The sequence below is a fragment of the Mesorhizobium quangtriensis genome, from assembly GCF_040081925.1.
Taxonomy (GTDB): domain Bacteria; phylum Pseudomonadota; class Alphaproteobacteria; order Rhizobiales; family Rhizobiaceae; genus Mesorhizobium_K; species Mesorhizobium_K quangtriensis.
In genome coordinates, this window is sequence record NZ_JBEBMF010000003.1 from 586,628 (window position 1) to 606,035 (window position 19,408).

The window sequence follows — 19,408 nt, forward strand, 5'->3', positions numbered from 1 at the left end:
TTGCCGTTTGCGCGAGCCTTTAGCCGTAAGGCGAGTAGCACTGACGGCGAGGGCCGTTGTATGGCTGGAACGTGTTGTCATAGGCGCGATACGACCGATAGCGGTTGTAGCACCACTCGACATGGGCATTTCCGCCGTAGCGATATGACGGCTGGTTGTAGCTGTTAGCGATCGCTCCGCTGACGATCGCACCAGCTATGAATGCGCCTGCTGGGAACCACCAGCCATCGTGATAGCGATAGCCCGGCCGCTTGTAGCGATATCCGCGATGACCGTTGTACCAGCCATACCGGGGATTATTGTTAACCCAATTGCCCGTGCGGCGATGCTCCCACTGATTGCGTCTGAAGTTGCGGTTTTTCTTCCGCCACTCCTGAACCTGGACGACGTCCGACTTCTGGGCCGTCTCCATTTTCGGGACAAACGTCGGGGCAGCGTTGACGGGCGCAACGGATGTAATTGCAAGCGCAGCAGTCAGGGCACTGGCGCAAACCGCAGATACCAATTTCTTCATGATAGAATCCTCATTCTTGACCGGAAATCGGTCCCTTCGGTCACCAAAACGATAAATAGGAGCGATTGTTCCTCGCAAACACCCCGTATTGCGAAATTGTAATGTGAGAGTCCGAGCAGAACAGTCGGCTAGGTAAGGTGGCTAAAGTGATGCGTGGCGCAGGTTTCCATAGTCGCAAAACCTTCTGCCTAGGACAGCCAATTTCCGGATTGACCCACACGAAAGCCCTCCCTATGTTCCGCCGCAATTTCGGGGGCTTCTTTCGCCTCGCGGGAGCGCGTAGCTCAGCCGGTAGAGCAACTGACTTTTAATCAGTAGGTCCTGGGTTCGAGCCCCAGCGCGCTCACCAAAAACACCTGCAAAAACAATCTTTTATCGTCTCGGGCCGGAAATGGTCGGTCTAGAAATTGCACGTCGGCTAACGCACAGCCAGCATTTTTGTGGTTGGCATGAAAAAGCCCGGCCACCTGAGCAGCCGGGCTTAGCAAGGTTAAGCCTGGGAGCTACATTGCGCCGATGGCGTTGCAGAGAGGGTTGAAGCGGGTGTCTTTGTTACCCATGCATGCCTGCTTCGCGTCCGCCCGTTCGGTGTCAGTCATCGCCTGCCATTCCGACTTCAGCTCGACTTCCGGCCGCAGCGTGTTCATGGACTCGTCTGTGTAGAAGCGCTGAATGTTCGGGCCGGCAAGATAGTTCGGGTTGCTGTCATTGTCGGATCCGGTCGTCGATCCGGTGGTTGAGTTGTCCTGGGCGAACGCCATACCGGACGACAATAGAACTGCGACGGCAGCGGCAGTGAGAAGTTTCATCGTTTACCTCCACGGGGTTGGTTGCTGCCCTCAACCAGCATGTTCCCCAACCTTCGGCAGTGCTGTTGGTTCCAAACAAAAGGCCGGCCGTCGCCAGCCGGCCTACTGTCAACGTTTACGGCACCTCCGTTCCCGCTCGACACGCCGCAGGACCCGCGCTCCAGCGTCATGCAGGGCATTGCTGGCCTTCAGCAGCGCCCGAGCAAGCCTAAGGCCGCCCCAAGCTCGTCCTGAGCGCCGCAGCGAGCAGCAGCAGGCCCATGGCAGCGTAACCCATTGCTCCAATCGTCAAGCATCGCCTTCCGGGGCGCGACGGGCGTGGCCGCCGTATTCCTTGGTGCCAGGAGTGCATGTGAGGCCAACCGATCGCTTCCCGCACTTCCTGCATCGCAGCTTGGGCACCAGATCGTCATGCATGGCGCCATGATTCGGCCCGAACCGATCGCGGAGCGCTCGCATGTCGATGATCGATTTATTGAAGCACAGGTAGGTGTGGCAGAACGCGGTGACAGTGTCGCCGCGGTCTATGACGTCCTGAATGGTGCGGCCGGGCATGGGCTGCGCTCCTCGGTGCCCCCGAGGTTGTGGTTATTCCCCGAAGAAAAATGTTCCTGGGCGTCGAGGTCCCGTCAAGCCACTTGCGGCCAAACCTCACTTCACTGAATATTCCGTTGGGGCATGGGCCAACGGAGATGCATTATGGCGAAGGCACAAAGGACTACGAAAAGCGCGCCGGCAGCGGTTTCGTGGAGTGAACTTCAGGGTCGCGTGCACACGTATGAATCGTTTGGTCGAGCGATCGTTGCTGCAGCACTGAAGCAGGCGGAAAAGAACGGAGACATCAACAAGGAGGCGGCAGCAACTGTAAGGGTCACACCTATCGAAGTCCCGACTGCGACTCTTTCCGGCAGAGTCGCAGGAAAAGCGGCGGGGCACGGGGAGGCGGGTAGAGTTGCTACCTCGCCAGCAATCTCAATCGCCATTTGTTTCGGTGACGACTGCCACTTTTACACTCTCTAGGCGACACGATTCCCCAAGGGGGCCCGGCCAACGTGCCGGGGCTTTTTCTTGTCTGCTTGCACCGCTGGTGGCTTCAACCGTACGAGATCGCGTACGTTCGAAGATCCCCGGTTACTGCAATGACGGAAAGGGATTGGTCGTGGCGAAGAACGGCATGAGTTGAGACCCTCGGTCGAGCATGTCCCTCTCGATACGGACGGACCTAAGCCGCTATCTTGATCTCTCAGCACTCCTTCGGCCGCGGGTCCAGCGGCCGGACTTTGCCGTGATCGCGGAACCAGCGACTGCTATTGAATGGCCTGATCGCCCATGACAACCGGGGCGGCTTCCACATCGCCGTCCGCTTGCCGGGCCAGCGTGAAGGTAAGGATGATGCCGGCGGCGATCGCGAAGACCACTGCTGCGGACGATAGGAACCTGCGTATTTGAGTCATGTGTCCTCCCAGTTCCAGCTAATGCGGAGAGGGCGCAGACGTTCCGTTCCTGGCGCCGGGATGCTTAATGCGTGGGCCGGCAACCCAACCTCGAGGGTCGGACGTCGGTAAAGCATTTGTGCATTGCCGTCAGCAGTCGACAAAGAGGACTATGCGGCCTTGTCTTTGAGGTAATCACCATGTCGTCCATTGTCCGCTCGCTACTTGCTTTGACGGTTGTTATAACGGCCTTCGCATCTGCGGGCTGCCAGGCGACTTCCACTGCTGGCGCATACAAGCCAGCAAATTGTGCGGCGGTCGGGTCCCGTTGCTCTCACGACTAGGGACATGCCGCGTCTATCGAGGCGTCAGAAAAAGCATGGAACTTTGAGGGAGGAAGCAATGAAATTCAGAAATGCGGCTTGTTTACTTGGGTTGGTCTCTCTGGCTGTCGCGGGTTGTACGCAAACCCAGGAACAACGTGCTGGAACAGGGGCGCTGGTCGGGGCTGGTGTGGGTGCCGCCGCCGGCCAGGTATTCGGCGGGGATACAAGAAGCACGGTGGCCGGCGCCGGCGCAGGCGCACTGATCGGGGCCGTTGCCGGAACAGCATCCGCACCGCCCAACAGCCCGGAATACTGCCGCTTCCGGCGCGCGGACGGAACCGTCTATACGGCGCGCTGCCCGAACTGAATTGAAGCCCGGCCATCGCGCCGGGCTTTGCTTTTTTGGGTCGCACGAGGCAAGGGGCGTCGCCGGCCATGCCCGCCTACGTGCGAACTCCGCCCGGAACGCCCGCCTGACCTCACCGTATCTCGCCCAGAATCTGGTCGTAGAGCAGTTGCGCGGCAGGTGAGAGCGCGCGGTTGCGGGGGGTGATGATGCTGTAGGGCTGCACGTCGATGTCGAAGGCGATCGGCAGAATCTCTATGCCGCCGCCGAGGCCGTCGGGCGCGTTGATGAATTTCGCCATGTCCAGCGCAACCGGGGCGATGGCGTCCGTCTGTGCCACCATCACCATGGTAAGAAGCAGAGAGGTGGTGTTCAGGACGCGCTCGGGGATCGGCACGTTGCGGCTGATGAACATGGTTTCGATGGTGCGCCGCAGGAGCGAGCCGCCGGGCTGGAACACCCAGTCGTAGTCCGTCAGGTGTTCGAGCTGGACCTGCCTGCCGTCGGCGAGGGGATGGCCGCGCCGCACGATCAGGCAGGCCTTTTCGATGCCGATGACACGCGCATCGAACAGCCGCGGATTGAGGTCGTCGGGGATGCGGGCGATGATAAAGTCATGACGCGAGGCGAGCAATTCACGTGCGAGCACGCCACTGGTATCGACCTGCATGCTGATCTCGATGCGCGGGTAGTCGCGACGGATTCGCTTGATCGCGGGAACGGCCAGACCGATCGCGGGTGCGGTCACGGCACCGAGGAAAACCGCACCGCCCTTGCCAGACTTCAGGTCTTCGATCTCGCGGTCCACCTCACGCAGTTGCAGCAGGATCGTGCGGGCGCGTCGCGCCAGGGTCGCGCCGAACGGGGTGAGTTCGACACCGCGCGGCAGCCGTTCGCAGAGGGTGACCCCGAGAATGCTCTCCATCTCGCCGATCATGCGCGAGGCGGCAGGCTGTGAGATGTTCAGGAGGTGAGCCGCGCCGCTGACTTGGCCGGTATCCTCAAGGGCGACGATCATACGCATGTGACTGATCTTCAGGGCACTGCGCAGCAGGCCGTCGGTCTCCTCTCCCGAGGTGTCCAGATTGAGGTAGCCGGCATTGCGCAAGGATTGGTTCTCCGACGGCAGGGGGATTTGATATGACCACTTACGCAGCGGTATATCAAAAATGCATGTCAAAAAGCAAAGAATGCATTTGACAGTTATATCGATTGAAGACAGTTTCGCGCCATCGGGCTCACCTGTCGCTGCGCGCCTAGCGCGCCGCGTCGCCAACGGTCCCGGTGGCACTGGGAGGATAAGTAAACAACAGACCGGCGCATTGTGCGTGCGGAAAAAAACGGGCGACCTAGGTCGAACCCGTACGGTGTTCATGATCAAGGGAGAAACACAGTGAGAGTTATCAAGGCATTGGTCGGCGCGCTGGCGCTCGGCCTCGCAACCGTGAGCTATAGTGCATATGCGCAGGACAAGGGCGCCGTGGGCATCGCCATGCCGACCAAGTCCTCGCTGCGCTGGATCAGCGACGGCAATGAACTGAAGGCTGCACTCGAGGCGAAGGGCTACACCGTCGACCTGCAGTATGCCGAGGACGACATCCCCAACCAGCTCGCGCAGATCGAGAACATGGTGACGAAGGGCTCGAAGGCCCTGGTCATCGCCTCGATCGACGGCACCACGCTGTCGGCCGTTCTCCAGCAGGCCGCCGACCAGGGCATCAAGGTCGTTGCCTACGACCGCCTGATCCGCGACAGCGGCAATGTCGACTATTACACCACATTCGACAACTTCAAGGTTGGCGTGCTGCAGGCTGAATCGCTCGTCAAGGGCTTGAAGGAACGCTTCCCCAACACGAAGCCGTGGAACGTCGAACTGTTTGGCGGCTCGCCGGACGACAACAACGCCTTCTTCTTCTACGATGGCGCCATGTCCGTCCTGCAGCCGATGATCGACAGCGGCGACATCGTCATCAAGTCGGGCCAGACCGGCATGGAGAAGGTCGGTACGCTGCGTTGGGACGGCGCTGTCGCGCAGGCCCGCATGGACAACATCCTGTCGGCCAACTACTCCGACGGCAGCCGCGTCGATGGCGTTCTTGCTCCGTATGACGGCCTGTCGCGCGGCATCATCTCGTCGCTCCGCGGCGTCGGATACGGTTCGGCCGACCAGCCGTGGCCGATCGTCACCGGCCAGGACGCCGAGACGCCTTCGGTCAAGGCGATCATCGCCGACGAGCAGTATTCGACCGTGTTCAAGGACACGCGCGAACTGGCCAAGGTGACCGCCAACCTCGTCGATGCCGCGCTCTCGGGCGGCACGCCGGAGATCAACGACACCAAGACCTACAACAACGGTGTGAAGGTCGTTCCGTCGTACCTGCTCGTTCCGGTGTCGGTCGACAAGTCCAACTATGAGGAAATCGTGGTCGGCTCGGGCTACATCAAGGCTGAAGACCTGAAGTAATCGGACTTAGCCAAAAACAGCCTCCGCATCGCCTGTGCGGTGCGGGGGCTGATCCGTTGGTTGCGGAACCGTTTCGCCCGGCGGTTAATGTTCATTCGAGCAGCGACGTGAAATGACCGATACAATTCTCGAGATGCGCGGCATCACCAAGACGTTTCCGGGCGTGAAGGCGCTGCAGGACGTCAACCTGACCGTGCGCTCTGGCGAGATCCACGCGGTCGTCGGCGAAAACGGGGCCGGCAAATCGACGCTGATGAAGGTGCTTTCCGGTGTCTATCCCCACGGCACCTATGAGGGCGACATCCATTTCCTCGGCAAGGAATGCCGCTTCTCGGGCATCCACGATTCCGAGCGCGAAGGCATCGTCATCATCCACCAGGAACTGGCGCTGGTGCCGCTCCTCTCGATCACGGAAAACATCTTCCTCGGCAACGAGCAGGCGCGCTTCGGCGTCATCGACTGGAACCTGGCAAGAAGGCGCGCGGGCGAATTGCTGCGCAAGGTCGGGCTCGGCGAGGACCCGGATACGCTGATCACCAACATCGGCGTCGGCAAGCAGCAACTGGTGGAGATCGCCAAGGCGCTCGCCAAGGAAGTGAAGCTCTTGATCCTCGACGAGCCGACGGCATCGCTCTCCGAAAAGGACAGCGAGGCGCTGCTCAACCTGCTGATGGAATTCCGCGCCCAGGGCATCGCCTCGATCCTGATCTCGCACAAGCTGAACGAGGTCGGAAAGGTCGCCGACCGCATCACCGTGCTGCGCGACGGCCGCACCATTGAGACGATGGAAAAGGAACAGATCAGCGAGGATCGCATCATCACCTCGATGGTCGGCCGCTCGCTCGATGACCGCTTTCCCCCCCGTACTCCCAAGATTGGCGAGACGGTGTTTGAGGTGCGCGACTGGGTGGTCCACCATCCGATGCATCCCGATCGCATGGTCATCAAGAATGTCAGCCTGAACGTGCGCCGGGGCGAGGTCGTCGGCATCGCCGGGTTGATGGGCTCCGGCCGCACCGAATTCGCCATGAGCGTTTTCGGTCGTTCCTGGGGCGTCGGCATTTCCGGCGAGGTTCTTTTGCACGGCAAGCGGGTGGATGTGTCGAGCGTCGGAGGCGCGGTCGACAAGGGCATTTCCTATGCTACCGAGGACCGCAAGACCTACGGCCTGAACCTGATCGACCACATCAAGCACAACATCACGCTGGCCAACCTCAAGGGCGTCTCGTCGGCGGGCGTGATCGACGACATGCGTGAGTTGAACGTCGCCAACGACTATCGCAAGCAGACGAACATCCGCTCCTCCAGCGTCTACCAGATCACCGGCAACCTCTCGGGCGGCAATCAGCAGAAGGTGGTGCTCTCCAAGTGGCTGTTCGCGGACCCCGAGGTGCTGATCCTCGACGAACCGACGCGCGGCATCGACGTCGGCGCGAAATACGAAATCTACACCATCATCAACAAGCTGGCGGAACAGGGCAAGGCGATCCTCGTGATCTCGTCCGAGATGCCCGAACTGCTCGGCATCTCCGATCGCATCTACGTCATGAACGAGGGGCGTATCGTCGGCGAGATGCCGGCCAGGGAAGCCAGCCAGGAAAAGATCATGCGCATGATCGTGCGCGGCGAGGCCAAGGCTGAAGCCGAGGCAACAGAAGACGGAAAAAGGGCAGCATCATGAGCACGGAAACCGCGGGAGCCGCGCTGAAGCCGGACCAGGCGAGCACCCAGACGGCGCTGAAGCAGAATCTGCGCGAATACGGGCTGGTGCTGGCCCTCATCGCCATTATGATCTTCTTCCAGTGGCAGACGGGCGGCGTGCTGTTCAAACCGGTGAACCTCACCAACCTCGTCCTGCAGAACTCCTACATCATCATCATGGCGCTCGGCATGCTGCTGGTGATCGTCGGCGGCCACATCGACCTGTCGGTCGGCTCCGTGGCGGGATTCGTCGGCGCGGTCGCAGCCGTGATGATGGTGCAGTACAAGATCGACCCTATCACCACGACGCTGGCATGCCTCGTGCTGGGCGGCTTGATCGGGGCGAGCCAGGGCTACTGGATCGCCTACATGAAGATCCCGTCCTTCATCGTTACGCTGGCGGGTATGCTGGTGTTCAAGGGACTGGCGCTCTGGATCCTAGGCGGCATGTCGGTCGGTCCGTTCCCGCGCGAATTCCAGCTTCTGTCGGCCGGCTTCATTCCCGATTTCTTTGGCCCGGTGACGCTGTTCGGCGCGCCTTTCCATGCCACGACGCTGCTGATCGGCATCGTGATCGTGGCGGCTATGTTCTGGTTTTCGTTGCGCAGTCGCCGCGCCCGCGAAAGCCATGGCTACGCGGCCGAGCCATTCGGGCTTTTTGTAGCAAAGAACGTAATCATCGGCGGCCTGGTCCTGTTCCTGATCTTCATGCTGGCTTCCTACAGGGGCCTGCCGAACGTGCTGATCGTGATGGGGGTGCTGATCGCGCTCTTCGTCTTCGTGACCAAGCGCATGACGATTGGCCGCCGTATCTACGCGATGGGCGGCAACGTGAAGGCGGCGGCGCTGTCGGGTATCAAGACCGAGCGCCTGACCTTTTTTGTCTTCATCAACATGGGCGTGCTGGCAGCACTTGCGGGCCTCATCTTCGCAGCGCGCCTCAACACGGCGACGCCGAAAGCCGGCCTCGGCTTCGAGCTCGACGTGATCGCGGCCGTGTTCATCGGCGGCGCCTCGATGGCCGGCGGCGTCGGGCAGGTGGCTGGCGCGGTCATCGGCGCCTTCATCATGGGCGTCATGAACAACGGCATGTCCATCATGGGCGTCAACATCGACTGGCAGCAGGTCATCAAGGGCCTCGTACTGCTCGGAGCCGTGGTGTTCGACGTCTACAACAAGAACAAGGCCTGATCGGCCTACAGATGAGGAACCCGGTCGCGCCTCGCGAGAGGCAAGACCGTCACATGGAGTAGGAAATGCTGATCTCACAGATCGTTGACGGATCGGACATGATCCAGGTCGTGGCGCGGACGGGCGGCGCGACGCGTGTCGTCAACGGGGCCAAGAGCGTCTATTCGCTCGCACTGGAGGCGGCGAGGAGCGGTATCGGCATTGCCGCGCTGATCGAGCGGAAGGGCCTGGGCAAGGCCGTCGATCTCGATGCGGCCTACAGGCAGGGCCGGCTCATCGCGCCGATCAACCATCCGGACGCCGCGCATCTGCATCTTACCGGCACCGGCCTGACCCATCTGGGATCCGCGTCGACGCGCGATGCGATGCACAAGAAGCTGGCGGACGACGGCGAGGAGACGCTGACGGACTCCATGAAGATGTTCCGCATGGGGCTTGAGGCCGGCAAGCCGAAGAAGGGCGAGGAGGGCGTGCAGCCCGAATGGTTCTACAAGGGCAACGGCACGATGGCGGTTGCGCCCGGTGCGCCCCTGTTGTCGCCAGCCTTCGCCAAGGACGGCGGCGAAGAACCGGAAATCGCCGGCATCTATGTGATCGGCGATGACGGCACGCCGTTTCGGGTCGGCTTCGCCCTTTCCAACGAATTCTCCGACCATGTCACAGAGCGGGTGAACTATCTCTATCTGGCGCATTCGAAGCTGCGCAACGCATCCTACGGCCCCGAGATCCTGGTCGGCGACCTGCCCGAGGACATCAGAGGTACGTCGAAGATCCTGCGCGGCGGCAAGACTTTGTGGGAAAAGGCCTTCCTGTCGGGCGAGGCGAACATGTCCCACACCATCGGCAACCTCGAACACCACCACTTCAAATACAATGTGTTCCGCCAGCCGGGCGACGTGCACATCCACATGTTCGGCACGGCGACGCTATCCTTTGCCGACGGCATCAACCCCGAGGACGGGGACGTTTTCGAAATCTCCGCGCCTGACTTTGGGCTGGCGCTGCGCAATCCGCTGAAGATCGAAGCGCCGGCGCCGGTGGCGGTCAAGGCTCTCTAGAGCTACTGGCGGTCGAGCCGCATGAAGGCGGCTCGAAGCGCCAGAACGGCGCGCAAAATCTGGCGCTCGTCCATCGACGTGTAGCCGAGCAGCAGGCCGTGCTCTGGCTCGGTCGAGTGGTAGTCGATAGACACCGCCTGCACATCAAGCCCCTCCTTGACAGCGGCAGCGACCACGTCGATGTCGTTCAAGGGTCGCTTGAAGCTCGCGAGCAGCTGCATTCCGGAATCGTTCTCCGTCACGGTCACCCACTCGCCAAGATGCTCGCGGCAGAGCTGCACGAAATGTGCCTGCCGGCGGGCGTAGAGGCGTCGCATGCGCTTCAGATGCGTGGCGAAATAGCCCTGCTTGATGAAGTCGTTGATGGTCGCCTGCAACAGCAGCGGCGCGAACTGCCCGGTGATGGAGACGGCCTTGTCGAAGGCCTCGACCAGCTCGGGCGGCACGATCAGATAGCCGACGCGCAACGCCGGGAGCAGCGTCTTGCCGAAGCTGCCGATGTAGACGACGTGGTTGGCGTTATCGAGGCCACGCAGCGCCGGCACCGGACGGCCGCGATAGCGGTATTCGCCATCGAAATCGTCCTCGATGATCCACGCGCCGTGACGCTCGGCGATATCCAGCAGTTCCAGCCGCTCCTCGATGCGCATGATGGTGCCGAACGGCCACTGGCATGAGGGGGTGACGTAGATGAGGCGGGGTGGCGGCAGGCTGGGATCGGAAAGGTTCCAGCCGCGCCGGCTGACCCTCAGCGGCGCGAGGTTTGCGCCCGCCGCGAGGAAGGCGCTCTTGGCCCCACGATAGCCCGGCTCCTCCATCCAGACATGATCGCCTTCGTCCATCAGGACGCGAGAAACCAGGTCGAGGGCAGCCTGCGCACCGGTGACCACGATGACCTGCTCCGGCGTGCAGTCGATGCCGCGTGACACGCTGATGTAGCTCGCGATCGTCGAGCGCAGACCGAGGTGGCCCGCGTAGGAAAGGAAGATGAGAAGGCTCTCGTCGCGGGAGCGCGAATTGCGCGCCAGCATGCTCGACCAGATGGAAAACGGGAAGGAGGCCGTTTCCGGCACACCGGGATGGAAGTTGATGACGCCGGCGTTGCGCGGGGGTTGTGGGCCATTGACGATGGTCTCGCCCCGCGCGGACAGACGCCGAGCGCCGCAGCCGGGTTTCGTGCGCGGCGCATTCGTGCGCGCCTGCTTGATCGGGGCAACCCATGTGCCCGAACCGGTGCGCGCCTCGATAAAGCCCTCGGCGAGCAACTGGTCGTAGGCGGCGATCACCGTATTGCGGCCGACCCTGAGGTCCTCCGCAAGCGACCGAGTTGATGGCAGAAGCGTGTGGGGTGCGATCTGGCCGTCGAGGATGAAGCGTCGCAGCGCCTCGTAAATCTGCCGGTGCATGGGTTCGTCGGACGATCTGTCGACCGAGAGAATGTCCAGGGACAGCCGCATATGCTCGCCCATGCGCTATCCCGCCGGTCGGGATTCGATGTCGTTGCGGTCTGGCGCGCGGGCGGCGCGCGCGATCTTCTCCTCGTTGAGTTGCCGGACAGTGTCGATGACCAGCCGCCGCGTCGCCGGGCTGACCAGATCACTGCCGTTCAGGGCGCGGTGGACGGAGCCGACGCCGAGCGAAGCGCGCTCGGCGATCTCGCGTATCGTGCACAGCCTTTCGGCCGCCAGTGCCGGCTCATAGGTCATTTGACCGCCTCGGCTTCGCGCGTCTCCACCGTGAAGCCGGCTCCGAGCGCAGAGGCCAGCAGTGACCGGTAGCCCTTGGTGGCATAGGTGAGCGGGTGCGCCGTCGCAGGATCCTGTTCGGCTTCGACGACCAGCCAGCCGCTGTAGCCGCTTTCGGCAAGCGGACGCAGGAGCGCCGGAAAATCGACTGAGCCGTCGCCGGGTACGGTGAAGATTCCTTCCATGACGGCCGCCATGAAGCTCATATCGTGGGCGCGGGCCTTGTCCAGCACGGGCTTGCGGACGTCCTTGCAGTGGAAGTGCACGACGCGCGCGATGTGGCGCGACAGCAGCGTATAGGGATCGCCGCCGGAAAACAGGCAGTGGCCCGTGTCGAACAGCAGGCCCACGGCTTCGCCTGTGGACGCCATGAAGCGGTCTATCTCCGCATCGGTTTCGACGATGGTTCCCATGTGGTGATGAAACGCCATGGCGACGCCAAAGTCACCAAACCGTTCCGCGAGCGCGGTGATCTTGCGGCCATAGGCGGCCCATTCGTCGTCGGCGAGTCGCGGCCGTTGCGAGATCGGCGCATGGATCGCGTCATGGCGTCCGCGCGATGTGTCGGCATAGACCACGTGCCGCGCACCGAGATCACGCAGCAGGGTCAGATGCGGCAGGATCGCATCGAACTCGGCTTCCACGTCGCGATCGAGTATGCGGCCGTCGTACCAGCCGGAAACGAGTTCGAGGCCGTGGGCGGCTAGGATGGGGCCAAGCTCGCTGCTCCGGCGCGGGAACTTGCCGCCGAGCTCGGTGCCGCGGTAACCGGCTAGTGCGGTTTCGGCCAGGCAGGTTTCGAGTGGCGTATCGCCACCGAGTTCGGGTACATCGTCGTTCGTCCAGGTGATGGGGTTGATGCCGATCCTGACCGTCATGGGAAATACAGTGGCTCCATCGAAACCGGCACATCTGGCCGCTGGGACGGAACTATATAGCCGGAAGGACCCATGGATAGGTCCGATCAGGTCGGGATTGATGGAGCCACCAATTATGTCGACTTGTGATCAGCCTCACCGGATGGATTCAGCATCCTGTCGTTCAGAGGACGCACAAGCGACGACTCAGCCGGAGCTTCGAGCGTCCATCGCGTATGTCCGGGCTGGTGTTCCAGCGTGGCGGAGCCGTTGAGGGCTTGCGGCGCGACCCGCTTGAGCACGACGCTGCCAAAACCGGTGGTAACCTTTTCCGCCAGATGAGCCTGCGGGAAGGTCTCGTCCCAGGACACCTGGAAGAGGTGGCGACCTTCGTCATTGGTCGACAACCGCCACTCGATCGAGACACCGCCCATGCCTGAGGAAAGGGCTCCGTATTTCGCGGAATTGCTGCCTAGCTCGTGAAACGCCATGCCGAGGTGCTGGACCGCCGTGGGTAGCAGGGTGACAAGTGGCCCCGACAGCTTGATCTGGCCATCGTGGCCGAACGGCTTCAGATGCTCCTGCAGGAGATCGACCAGGCTCGCGCCCGTCCACTCTGACGACACGAGCAGGTCGTGCGACCGTGAAAGGGCCATCACCCGGTCGCGCACCTGCTGTTCGAATTCGACCGGGTCCTTGGCTCGGCGGCTGGTCTCGCGGATCACCGAGAGGACGACGGCGAACTGGTTCTTCACGCGGTGATTGACCTCCCGCATCAGAAGCCGGATACGGTGCTCGCTTTCCTTGGCCGCGCTGATGTCGCGCGCAATCTTGGAGGCGCCGACGATTTTGCCGGTACTATCCCTGATAGGCGAGACGGTCAGCGACACCGAAATGTAGGTGCCATCCTTGCGGCGGCGCGTCGTCTCGTAGCTTGCAATCATTTCGCCGCGACGAACGCGCGAGATGATGTCAGTTTCCTCGCCCTGCAGACCGTCGGGTATCAGCATGATGATGGACTGGCCGATAGCCTCTTCGGCGGTATAGCCGAACATGCGCTCGGCCGCCCGGTTCCAGTCGGTGATGACGCTGTTCAAATCCTTGCCGATGATGGCGTCGTAGGAAGAATCGACGATCGCCGCCAGCCGCGCGGCCGCCAGAGAACTCGCGGCGGATGAATCGTCATTTGAATCCGTCGTGCTCAAGAAACCAACCCGATTGCCCCGTAATGCCCTATAATGCGCGAGACAGTATTTGGTTCCAAACCTTTGATCAGGCTGCCGACTTTCGTTTCGCGGCGGCCGGCTTGCGTGCCTTGCCGCCGGCAATGCCTTCCTTCTCCAGGCTCTTGCGTAGGACATCGGCCAGATTGACCACGTTTTCCTTGGGCGGAGCGACGCGAGCAGCAGGCTTCTTGCCCGATTTCTTGGCCTCGATCATATCGATCAGCGCGTTTTCGTAGCGATCCTCGAACATTGTCGGGTCGAACGTCGCGGTCTTCTTGTCGATCAGCAGCGTCGCGATCTCGACCATCTCGGGATCGGCCTTCGGCACATGGATGCCGTCCAGGATCGACTTCTCGGAAACGATGTCCTTGTGGTTTCGCAACGTCGTCATCATCAATCCATCGCCGTGAGGGGTTATGACGACCTCCCGTCCTTTCTGGTACAGGACGATGCTGGCGCGGGCGGCTGCCTTCTTCTTCAAAAGAGCCTTCTGGATGACGGCGAAAGGCTCCTGCGACATCGCATCCCCGGGTACGACATAGTACGGCTTGTCCAGGTAGCGCTGGTCGATGGATGCCGCGTCAATGGTCTCGGCCACTTCCAGCATGTGCTCGGAGGTCGGCTTGAGGCGCTTGATGTCATCTGGCTCGATCAGAAGATAGTCGCCGGACGCCAGTTCGTACCCCTTGATCTGGTCCTCGGAGCCGACGATGTCGCCGGTGATCTCGTCGACATAGGCCGATTTGACCGGGAGGCGGTCCTTCCTGTTCAGGATGCGGAAGCTGACTTTTTCCGACTCGCTGGCCGCGTTGATCAGCTTGATCGAGCACGAGACCGCGCCGAACTTCAAAAAGCCCTTCCAGACTGCACGCAAGGCCATGGCAAACTCCCGACACGGTACGCTGTTACAACAATGACGGCCGGAGAGCCGCCGATCCTACACGTCAGAATGCCCCGCGATGGACACGGTTCCAGAAGTGAACGCCCTAATTCGGTGCTCCGTCAAGCACAGCCGGCAAAGTCCGTAACCGAATTGTTCACGATGCCGGCCGGGATGTCCGGTTAAGAAACATCTGCTACGGTGCCGAAATCATACTTGGAGGGGCAAGATGAAGAGGGTGGTGATCGGCCTGATGTTGGCGCTGATGCCCGTCGAGGCGTTCGCGATCGTGCGCTACATGGTGCAGGGCATGACCTGCTCGGAAGTCCAGGCTTCGGTCGAACGTGACGGCGTGGCGATCCTCTATCAGAAGGCAGGCAACGCAGGCGTGCCGCTCTACGACCGCTACGTTGCCAACCAGTCCTTCTGTCAGGGCGGCCAGAGCATGATCCGGGAAAGCGTGCCGACCGCCGATACGAAAAGCTGCCGGGTCAGCAAGTGCATCGACGAAAACCGCTTCGGCTCAACCAACCGCTAGTCAGTTATTCGTGCCGGATCCGAGCACGTGGACGGCCTTGACGGCGGCCGACGCGCGGTTTTCGACGCCAAGCTTGATGTAGACCTGCTCAAGGTGCTTGTTGACTGTGCGTGGGCTGAGGTTCAGCACCTGGCCAATGTCGCGGTTTGATTTTCCGCGCGCGATCCAGATCAGCACTTCGCTTTCGCGCGCTGTCAGGCCGAAATGCTGGCGCAGGGCTTCCTCCTGGTTGACGCCGCTCTCCGAGATCAGCCTGAACAGATATTCGTTCGCCGCGATGGTTCCGAGATAGACGAGGTCGGCGCTACCGGCCTGCCGCAGGGAAATGGTGAAGCTGCTGCCGGTGGCGGGATTATCCCTGTGTGTCTTCAGCCAGAGCCGGACTTGGTCCTCGATAAGCGTCGCCATGTCGTCGGGGACGTTGGCGCTGTTCATCAGCCGGGCAACTTGGGGCGTGCTCCATAGAGCCTTGCCGGCAACCGAGAACGCGATGAGGTGGCGGCCGGCGGCGTCGAGCGCCAGCCTCGCGCTTTGCGTGCGGCGGGCATTGGCCAGATGCACGCGCATGCGCGCACGCAGTTCCTCCAGATTGATCGGCTTGCTGAGATAGTCGACCCCGCCGACCTCTAGGGCATGCACGAGGTGCTCGGTCTCTGTCAGCCCCGTCATGAAGATCACCGGGATGTGCGCGAGCTTTGTCGACGCCTTGAGCCGCTGGCAGACCTCGAAACCGTCCAGCCCCGGCATGACGGCGTCGAGCAGAATGACGTCGGGCATGACCTGCTCGGTGATGTCGAGGGCCGTCTGTCCGTTCGTCGCCACGAGCACGGTGACACCGGCTTCCTCGAGCGCCTGCGTGATGAAGCCGAGTGACCCGGGCGAGTCATCGACGACGAGGACGATGTCTCCTTCAGGCGTCAAGCTTTTCATCCTTGCTCAGGCTTTCGAGGACCTTCGCATAACCGGCAAAATCATAGACATCGAGATGGGAGCGCAGCGTGTGGACCAAGGCCTCGTTTCCAGGGCTTTCGGCAAGTTCGGTCAGCTTGCGGTCGATGCCGCGCACATGGCCGATCCTGCCGAGGCGGATAAGTTCCTCAAGGTCCTCAGCACCCGGCGCGACAACGATACCAGCCTCCGAAGGCGAAGGTTGAGGAGTGTTCTCCTCGTCGGTCCATTCGAGGCCCAGATGCCGCGCGATCTTTTCGAGCAACTGCTTGATGTTCAGCGGCTTGGCGATCGCATCGTTGTGGCCGGCGTCCCGATTGGTCTTTGCGACCCCGTCGCCGATGTTGGCCGACATCATGACGATCGGCGCGGCAAATCCGTCCTCGCGCAGCCGCTCGACAAGCTCCCAGCCGGTCATGCCGGGCATCAGGATGTCCACGAAGACCAGATCGGGATTGGCGCTTTCAATCATGGCGAGACATGCGTTTCCGTCGACCGCGGTGAGTACCGTGAAATCCAGCGGTTGCAATATCTGCCGCACCAGTTCGCGATGTTCCGCGTTGTCGTCGACGACCATGATCGTGCGGCGCGGACCGAGATAGCCGGCCACCCGCTGGTCGATGCTGGTCAGGGCGGCGGGGTGATCTACCTTGGCAAGCATCAGCCGCGCACGGAACGTCGTGCCCTTGCCGACTTCGCTCTCGATGGTGATCTCGCCACCGAGTGCGTCGCTGAGCAGCTTGGAGATGGTCAGGCCGAGCCCGAGACCGGGCGCGAACTGGCTGCGCTCTGCCCAACCGCGCGCGAAGGGTTCGAAGATGCGGGCGATGTCTTCCTTCGGGATGCCCGGACCGCTGTCCACCACGCTGAAGGTCGCGACCTGCGACCTGTAGGAGACGGTGAAGTCGATGCTGCCCTTTTCGGTGAACTTGATCGCGTTCGAGAGCAGGTTGACGAGGATCTGGCGCAGCCTCTTCTCGTCCGTGCGCACGTAATGGGGCAGGGCGTTGTCGCGCTCGTGACGGAAGGCCAGGCCCTTGGCTTCCGCCTGCAGGCGGAACATGTCGACGATCTGGTCGAGGAAGATGAACAGGTTGATCTCGTTGGAATAGACCTGAAGGCGGCCGGTCTCGATCTTGGAGATGTCGAGCAGCCCGTCGATCAGGCCTGACAGATGCTCGGCGCTGCGACGAATGACCGTCACTGATGACCGCTCGGGGCCGGGCAGGGACTGGTCGCGCTCGAGGATCTGCGCATAGCCGAGCACGGCGTTAAGCGGGGTCCGCAACTCGTGCGTCAGGCCGACGACGTAGCGGCTCTTGGCCTGGTTCGCGGCCTCGGCCTTTTCCATGGCCTGCTGGAGCGCGGTGTCCGTCTTGCGGTGCGCGCTGATCTCGCGCAGCAACAGCGTGTTCTGTCGCGCGCTTTCCTCCTCGGCGACCCGGCGGCTGTCATGGGCCAGCACCAGGAACCAGCAGGCGACGCCCGCGACGACGCAGAAGACGAAGAAGACGACGAGCACCGTGCCGCCGACCACTTCCGCGGTTTCAGGCGCGACGCTGGTGGCGAACGTGTAGACCAGTGCGAGGATCGCGCCGATGAAGGTCACCGCGGAGGCCATTGCAAGGCCGAAGCGCCCGATGCGCGTCCCCAGCTTCTCGACCGCCCACGCGGGCAGAAGATCCCCGGCAAGCGACTTGGCCTGTTCGCGCACGCTGGCGTTGGGCTTGCAGAGATCGTGGCAGCGCGCGTCCAGCGAGCAGCAGAGTGAGCAGATCGGCGCGGCATAGGCCGGGCACCATGCCATGTCCTCTGCCTCGAACGGATGCTCGCAGATGGAGCAGGTGATGCCTTCCTTCCCGCGCCAGGATTTCCGGGGTTTTCGCGCGAGGTAATATTTGCCCTTCGTGGCCCAGGCTATCGCCGGAGCAAAGACGAAGGCGCTGCCAAGCGCGATATAGGGCGCGAGCGCTGCCGCCATGTCGCCGAAGGCGCCGAAATGGGCCGCAAGCGCAATCCCGCCCGAGAGGATCATCGAGCCGAGGCCAACGGGGTTGATGTCGTAGAGATGCGCGCGCTTGAACTCCACGCCGGGCGGCGCGAGGCCGAGCGGCTTGTTGATGAAGAGATCGGCCGAAACCGTGCAGAGCCACGCCATGGCGACGATGGAAAAGACCGTCAGGGTCGATTCCAGCAGGCTGTAGATGCCGAGTTCCATCAAAAGCAGCGCGATCGCCACGTTGAAGACGAGCCAGACGACGCGGCCGGGATGGCTGTGCGTGAGGCGCGAAAAGAAGTTCGACCACGCCAGTGATCCGGCATAGGCGTTCATGACGTTGATCTTCAACTGCGAGATCACGACGAACACGGCCATGAGGATCAGGACGGCGGTGTGGTTCGGGATCATGTAGCCGAAGGCGATGACGTACATTTCGGCGGGGTCGGCAGCGTGGCTGACGGGCACGCCCGCCGACAGCGCCAGAACCGCGAGGAACGATCCCGCGATCAGTTTCGGCGCGCCGACGACCACCCAGCCGGCGCCAGCGAGGAAGATGCCGAGCCAGTGGCGCCGGGCCGATTGCTTGTCCGCCGGGAGGAAGCGCAGGAAGTCGACCTGTTCGCCGATCTGCGCCGTAAGCGCCAGGATAACGGCGGATGCTGCCCCGAATTTGGCGAGATCAAGCGTGGAAACGGAGCCGGCAGGCTCGTGGATCCCGGGGAAGGTTCGCCAAAGGTCGAACTTTTCCCAATCGATGAAGGCGATAAAGACGAAGGGCAGGATGTTCAGCACGATCCAGATCGGCTGGGTCAGGATCTGGAAGCGACTGATCATGTTCACGCCATGCGTGACGAGCGGGATCACCACCACCGCGCTCATGATGTAGCCGAGCCAGAGCGGGATGCCGAAAGCGAGATGCAACGCCCCGGTCATGATCGACGCCTCGATCGCGAACAGGATGAAGGTGAAGCTGGCGTAGATCAGCGATGTGACCGTCGACCCGATGTAGCCGAAGCCTGCGCCGCGCGTCAGCAGATCGATGTCGAGTCCGTACCGGGCCGCATACCGGGCGATCGGCAGGCCGACAGCGAGCATGACGAGGCTGGCCACGAGGATGGCCGCAATGGCGTTGATGGTGCCATAGGAAAGGGTTACCGCGCCGCCGATCGCTTCGAGCGCCAGGAAGGAGATCGCGCCGATCGCCGTTTGCGAAATACGCTGGCTGGAGAAGCGCCGCGCCTTCTTCGCGGTGAAGCGCAGCGCGTAGTCCTCCAGCGTCTGGTTGGCGACCCACCGATTATATTCACGCCTGACGGGAAGGATACGCTGACGCGCCATCGGCCCTTTGAACCACCCCCTGATGCTGCAACGCC

18 protein-coding genes and 1 tRNA gene are annotated in these 19,408 nt (G+C 62.1%); 7 read left to right on the forward strand and 12 right to left on the reverse strand.

All coding sequences use genetic code 11. The annotated features are described in order from the left end of the window. Positions 1-19 precede the first annotated feature (19 nt). Positions 20-514: a BA14K family protein gene (locus ABMA32_RS18655; protein WP_349015285.1), complete on the reverse strand. Its 495-nt coding sequence runs from the start codon at positions 512-514 to the stop codon at positions 20-22. A gap of 273 nt (positions 515-787) precedes the next feature. On the opposite strand from ABMA32_RS18655, the gene ABMA32_RS18660 reads away from it, so the two are divergent. Beyond that, positions 788-863: transfer RNA gene (locus ABMA32_RS18660), tRNA-Lys, on the forward strand. A gap of 154 nt (positions 864-1,017) precedes the next feature. Here the strand turns inward: ABMA32_RS18660 and ABMA32_RS18665 are convergent. From ABMA32_RS18665 to ABMA32_RS18675, 3 genes are all read right to left on the reverse strand, one after another. Next, entirely contained in the window at positions 1,018-1,323 is a 306-nt protein-coding gene (locus tag ABMA32_RS18665) for a hypothetical protein (RefSeq protein ID WP_349015286.1), read from the reverse strand. A gap of 288 nt (positions 1,324-1,611) precedes the next feature. Further along, positions 1,612-1,878 (reverse strand): hypothetical protein, encoded by a 267-nt coding sequence (locus ABMA32_RS18670; protein ID WP_349015287.1) that lies wholly within the window; start codon positions 1,876-1,878, stop codon positions 1,612-1,614. Between the two features lie 752 nt (positions 1,879-2,630). Further along, the gene (locus ABMA32_RS18675; protein ID WP_349015288.1) at positions 2,631-2,777 is read right to left on the reverse strand and encodes a hypothetical protein; all 147 of its coding nucleotides are present in this window, start codon (positions 2,775-2,777) and stop codon (positions 2,631-2,633) included. A gap of 381 nt (positions 2,778-3,158) precedes the next feature. On the opposite strand from ABMA32_RS18675, the gene ABMA32_RS18680 reads away from it, so the two are divergent. Then, complete coding sequence (locus ABMA32_RS18680) at positions 3,159-3,449, forward strand: glycine zipper 2TM domain-containing protein (protein WP_349015289.1); 291 nt, start codon at positions 3,159-3,161, stop codon at positions 3,447-3,449. 112 nt (positions 3,450-3,561) lie between these two features. On the opposite strand, the gene ABMA32_RS18685 is transcribed toward ABMA32_RS18680, so the two are convergent. Further along, positions 3,562-4,536 carry a LysR family transcriptional regulator gene (locus tag ABMA32_RS18685; RefSeq protein WP_349015290.1) on the reverse strand — a complete coding sequence of 325 codons (975 nt, stop codon included), beginning with the start codon at positions 4,534-4,536 and terminating at the stop codon, positions 3,562-3,564. A 285-nt stretch (positions 4,537-4,821) separates the two neighbouring features. On the opposite strand from ABMA32_RS18685, the gene chvE reads away from it, so the two are divergent. The 4 genes from chvE (at position 4,822) to araD1 (ending at position 9,842) form a co-directional block, all read left to right on the forward strand. Further along, positions 4,822-5,892, forward strand: a complete 1,071-nt coding sequence (gene chvE / locus ABMA32_RS18690) for a multiple monosaccharide ABC transporter substrate-binding protein (protein ID WP_349015291.1) — start codon at positions 4,822-4,824, stop codon at positions 5,890-5,892. 112 nt (positions 5,893-6,004) lie between these two features. Then, a complete protein-coding gene (mmsA, locus tag ABMA32_RS18695; RefSeq protein ID WP_349015292.1) occupies positions 6,005-7,573 on the forward strand; it encodes a multiple monosaccharide ABC transporter ATP-binding protein in 1,569 nt (522 codons plus the stop codon). After that, positions 7,570-8,784, forward strand: a complete 1,215-nt coding sequence (gene mmsB / locus ABMA32_RS18700; protein WP_349015293.1) for a multiple monosaccharide ABC transporter permease — start codon at positions 7,570-7,572, stop codon at positions 8,782-8,784. Before mmsA ends, mmsB begins: the two co-directional genes overlap by 4 nt. Positions 8,785-8,849: 65 nt before the next feature. After that, entirely contained in the window at positions 8,850-9,842 is a 993-nt protein-coding gene (gene araD1 / locus ABMA32_RS18705; protein WP_349015294.1) for an AraD1 family protein, read from the forward strand. Between the two features lie 2 nt (positions 9,843-9,844). On the opposite strand, the gene mocR is transcribed toward araD1, so the two are convergent. The 5 genes from mocR to ku form a co-directional block, all read right to left on the reverse strand. Next, positions 9,845-11,311 (reverse strand): rhizopine catabolism transcriptional regulator MocR, encoded by a 1,467-nt coding sequence (mocR, locus tag ABMA32_RS18710; RefSeq protein WP_349015295.1) that lies wholly within the window; start codon positions 11,309-11,311, stop codon positions 9,845-9,847. A gap of 3 nt (positions 11,312-11,314) precedes the next feature. Beyond that, positions 11,315-11,548, reverse strand: a complete 234-nt coding sequence (locus tag ABMA32_RS18715; RefSeq protein ID WP_349015296.1) for a hypothetical protein — start codon at positions 11,546-11,548, stop codon at positions 11,315-11,317. Beyond that, a complete protein-coding gene (gene iolE / locus ABMA32_RS18720) occupies positions 11,545-12,465 on the reverse strand; it encodes a myo-inosose-2 dehydratase (RefSeq protein ID WP_349015297.1) in 921 nt (306 codons plus the stop codon). The genes ABMA32_RS18715 and iolE overlap by 4 nt, the downstream gene beginning before the upstream one ends. A 113-nt stretch (positions 12,466-12,578) precedes the next feature. After that, entirely contained in the window at positions 12,579-13,649 is a 1,071-nt protein-coding gene (locus tag ABMA32_RS18725) for a sensor histidine kinase (protein ID WP_349015298.1), read from the reverse strand. 67 nt (positions 13,650-13,716) lie between these two features. Continuing rightward, complete coding sequence (ku, locus tag ABMA32_RS18730) at positions 13,717-14,550, reverse strand: non-homologous end joining protein Ku (protein WP_349015299.1); 834 nt, start codon at positions 14,548-14,550, stop codon at positions 13,717-13,719. A gap of 229 nt (positions 14,551-14,779) precedes the next feature. On the opposite strand from ku, the gene ABMA32_RS18735 reads away from it, so the two are divergent. Further along, positions 14,780-15,088, forward strand: coding sequence for a hypothetical protein (locus ABMA32_RS18735; protein WP_349015300.1), 309 nt, complete (start codon positions 14,780-14,782; stop codon positions 15,086-15,088). On the opposite strand, the gene ABMA32_RS18740 is transcribed toward ABMA32_RS18735, so the two are convergent. After that, entirely contained in the window at positions 15,089-16,009 is a 921-nt protein-coding gene (locus tag ABMA32_RS18740) for a response regulator (protein WP_349015301.1), read from the reverse strand. Continuing rightward, positions 15,999-19,373: a hybrid sensor histidine kinase/response regulator gene (locus tag ABMA32_RS18745; RefSeq protein WP_349015302.1), complete on the reverse strand. Its 3,375-nt coding sequence runs from the start codon at positions 19,371-19,373 to the stop codon at positions 15,999-16,001. The genes ABMA32_RS18740 and ABMA32_RS18745 overlap by 11 nt, the downstream gene beginning before the upstream one ends. Positions 19,374-19,408 lie beyond the last annotated feature (35 nt).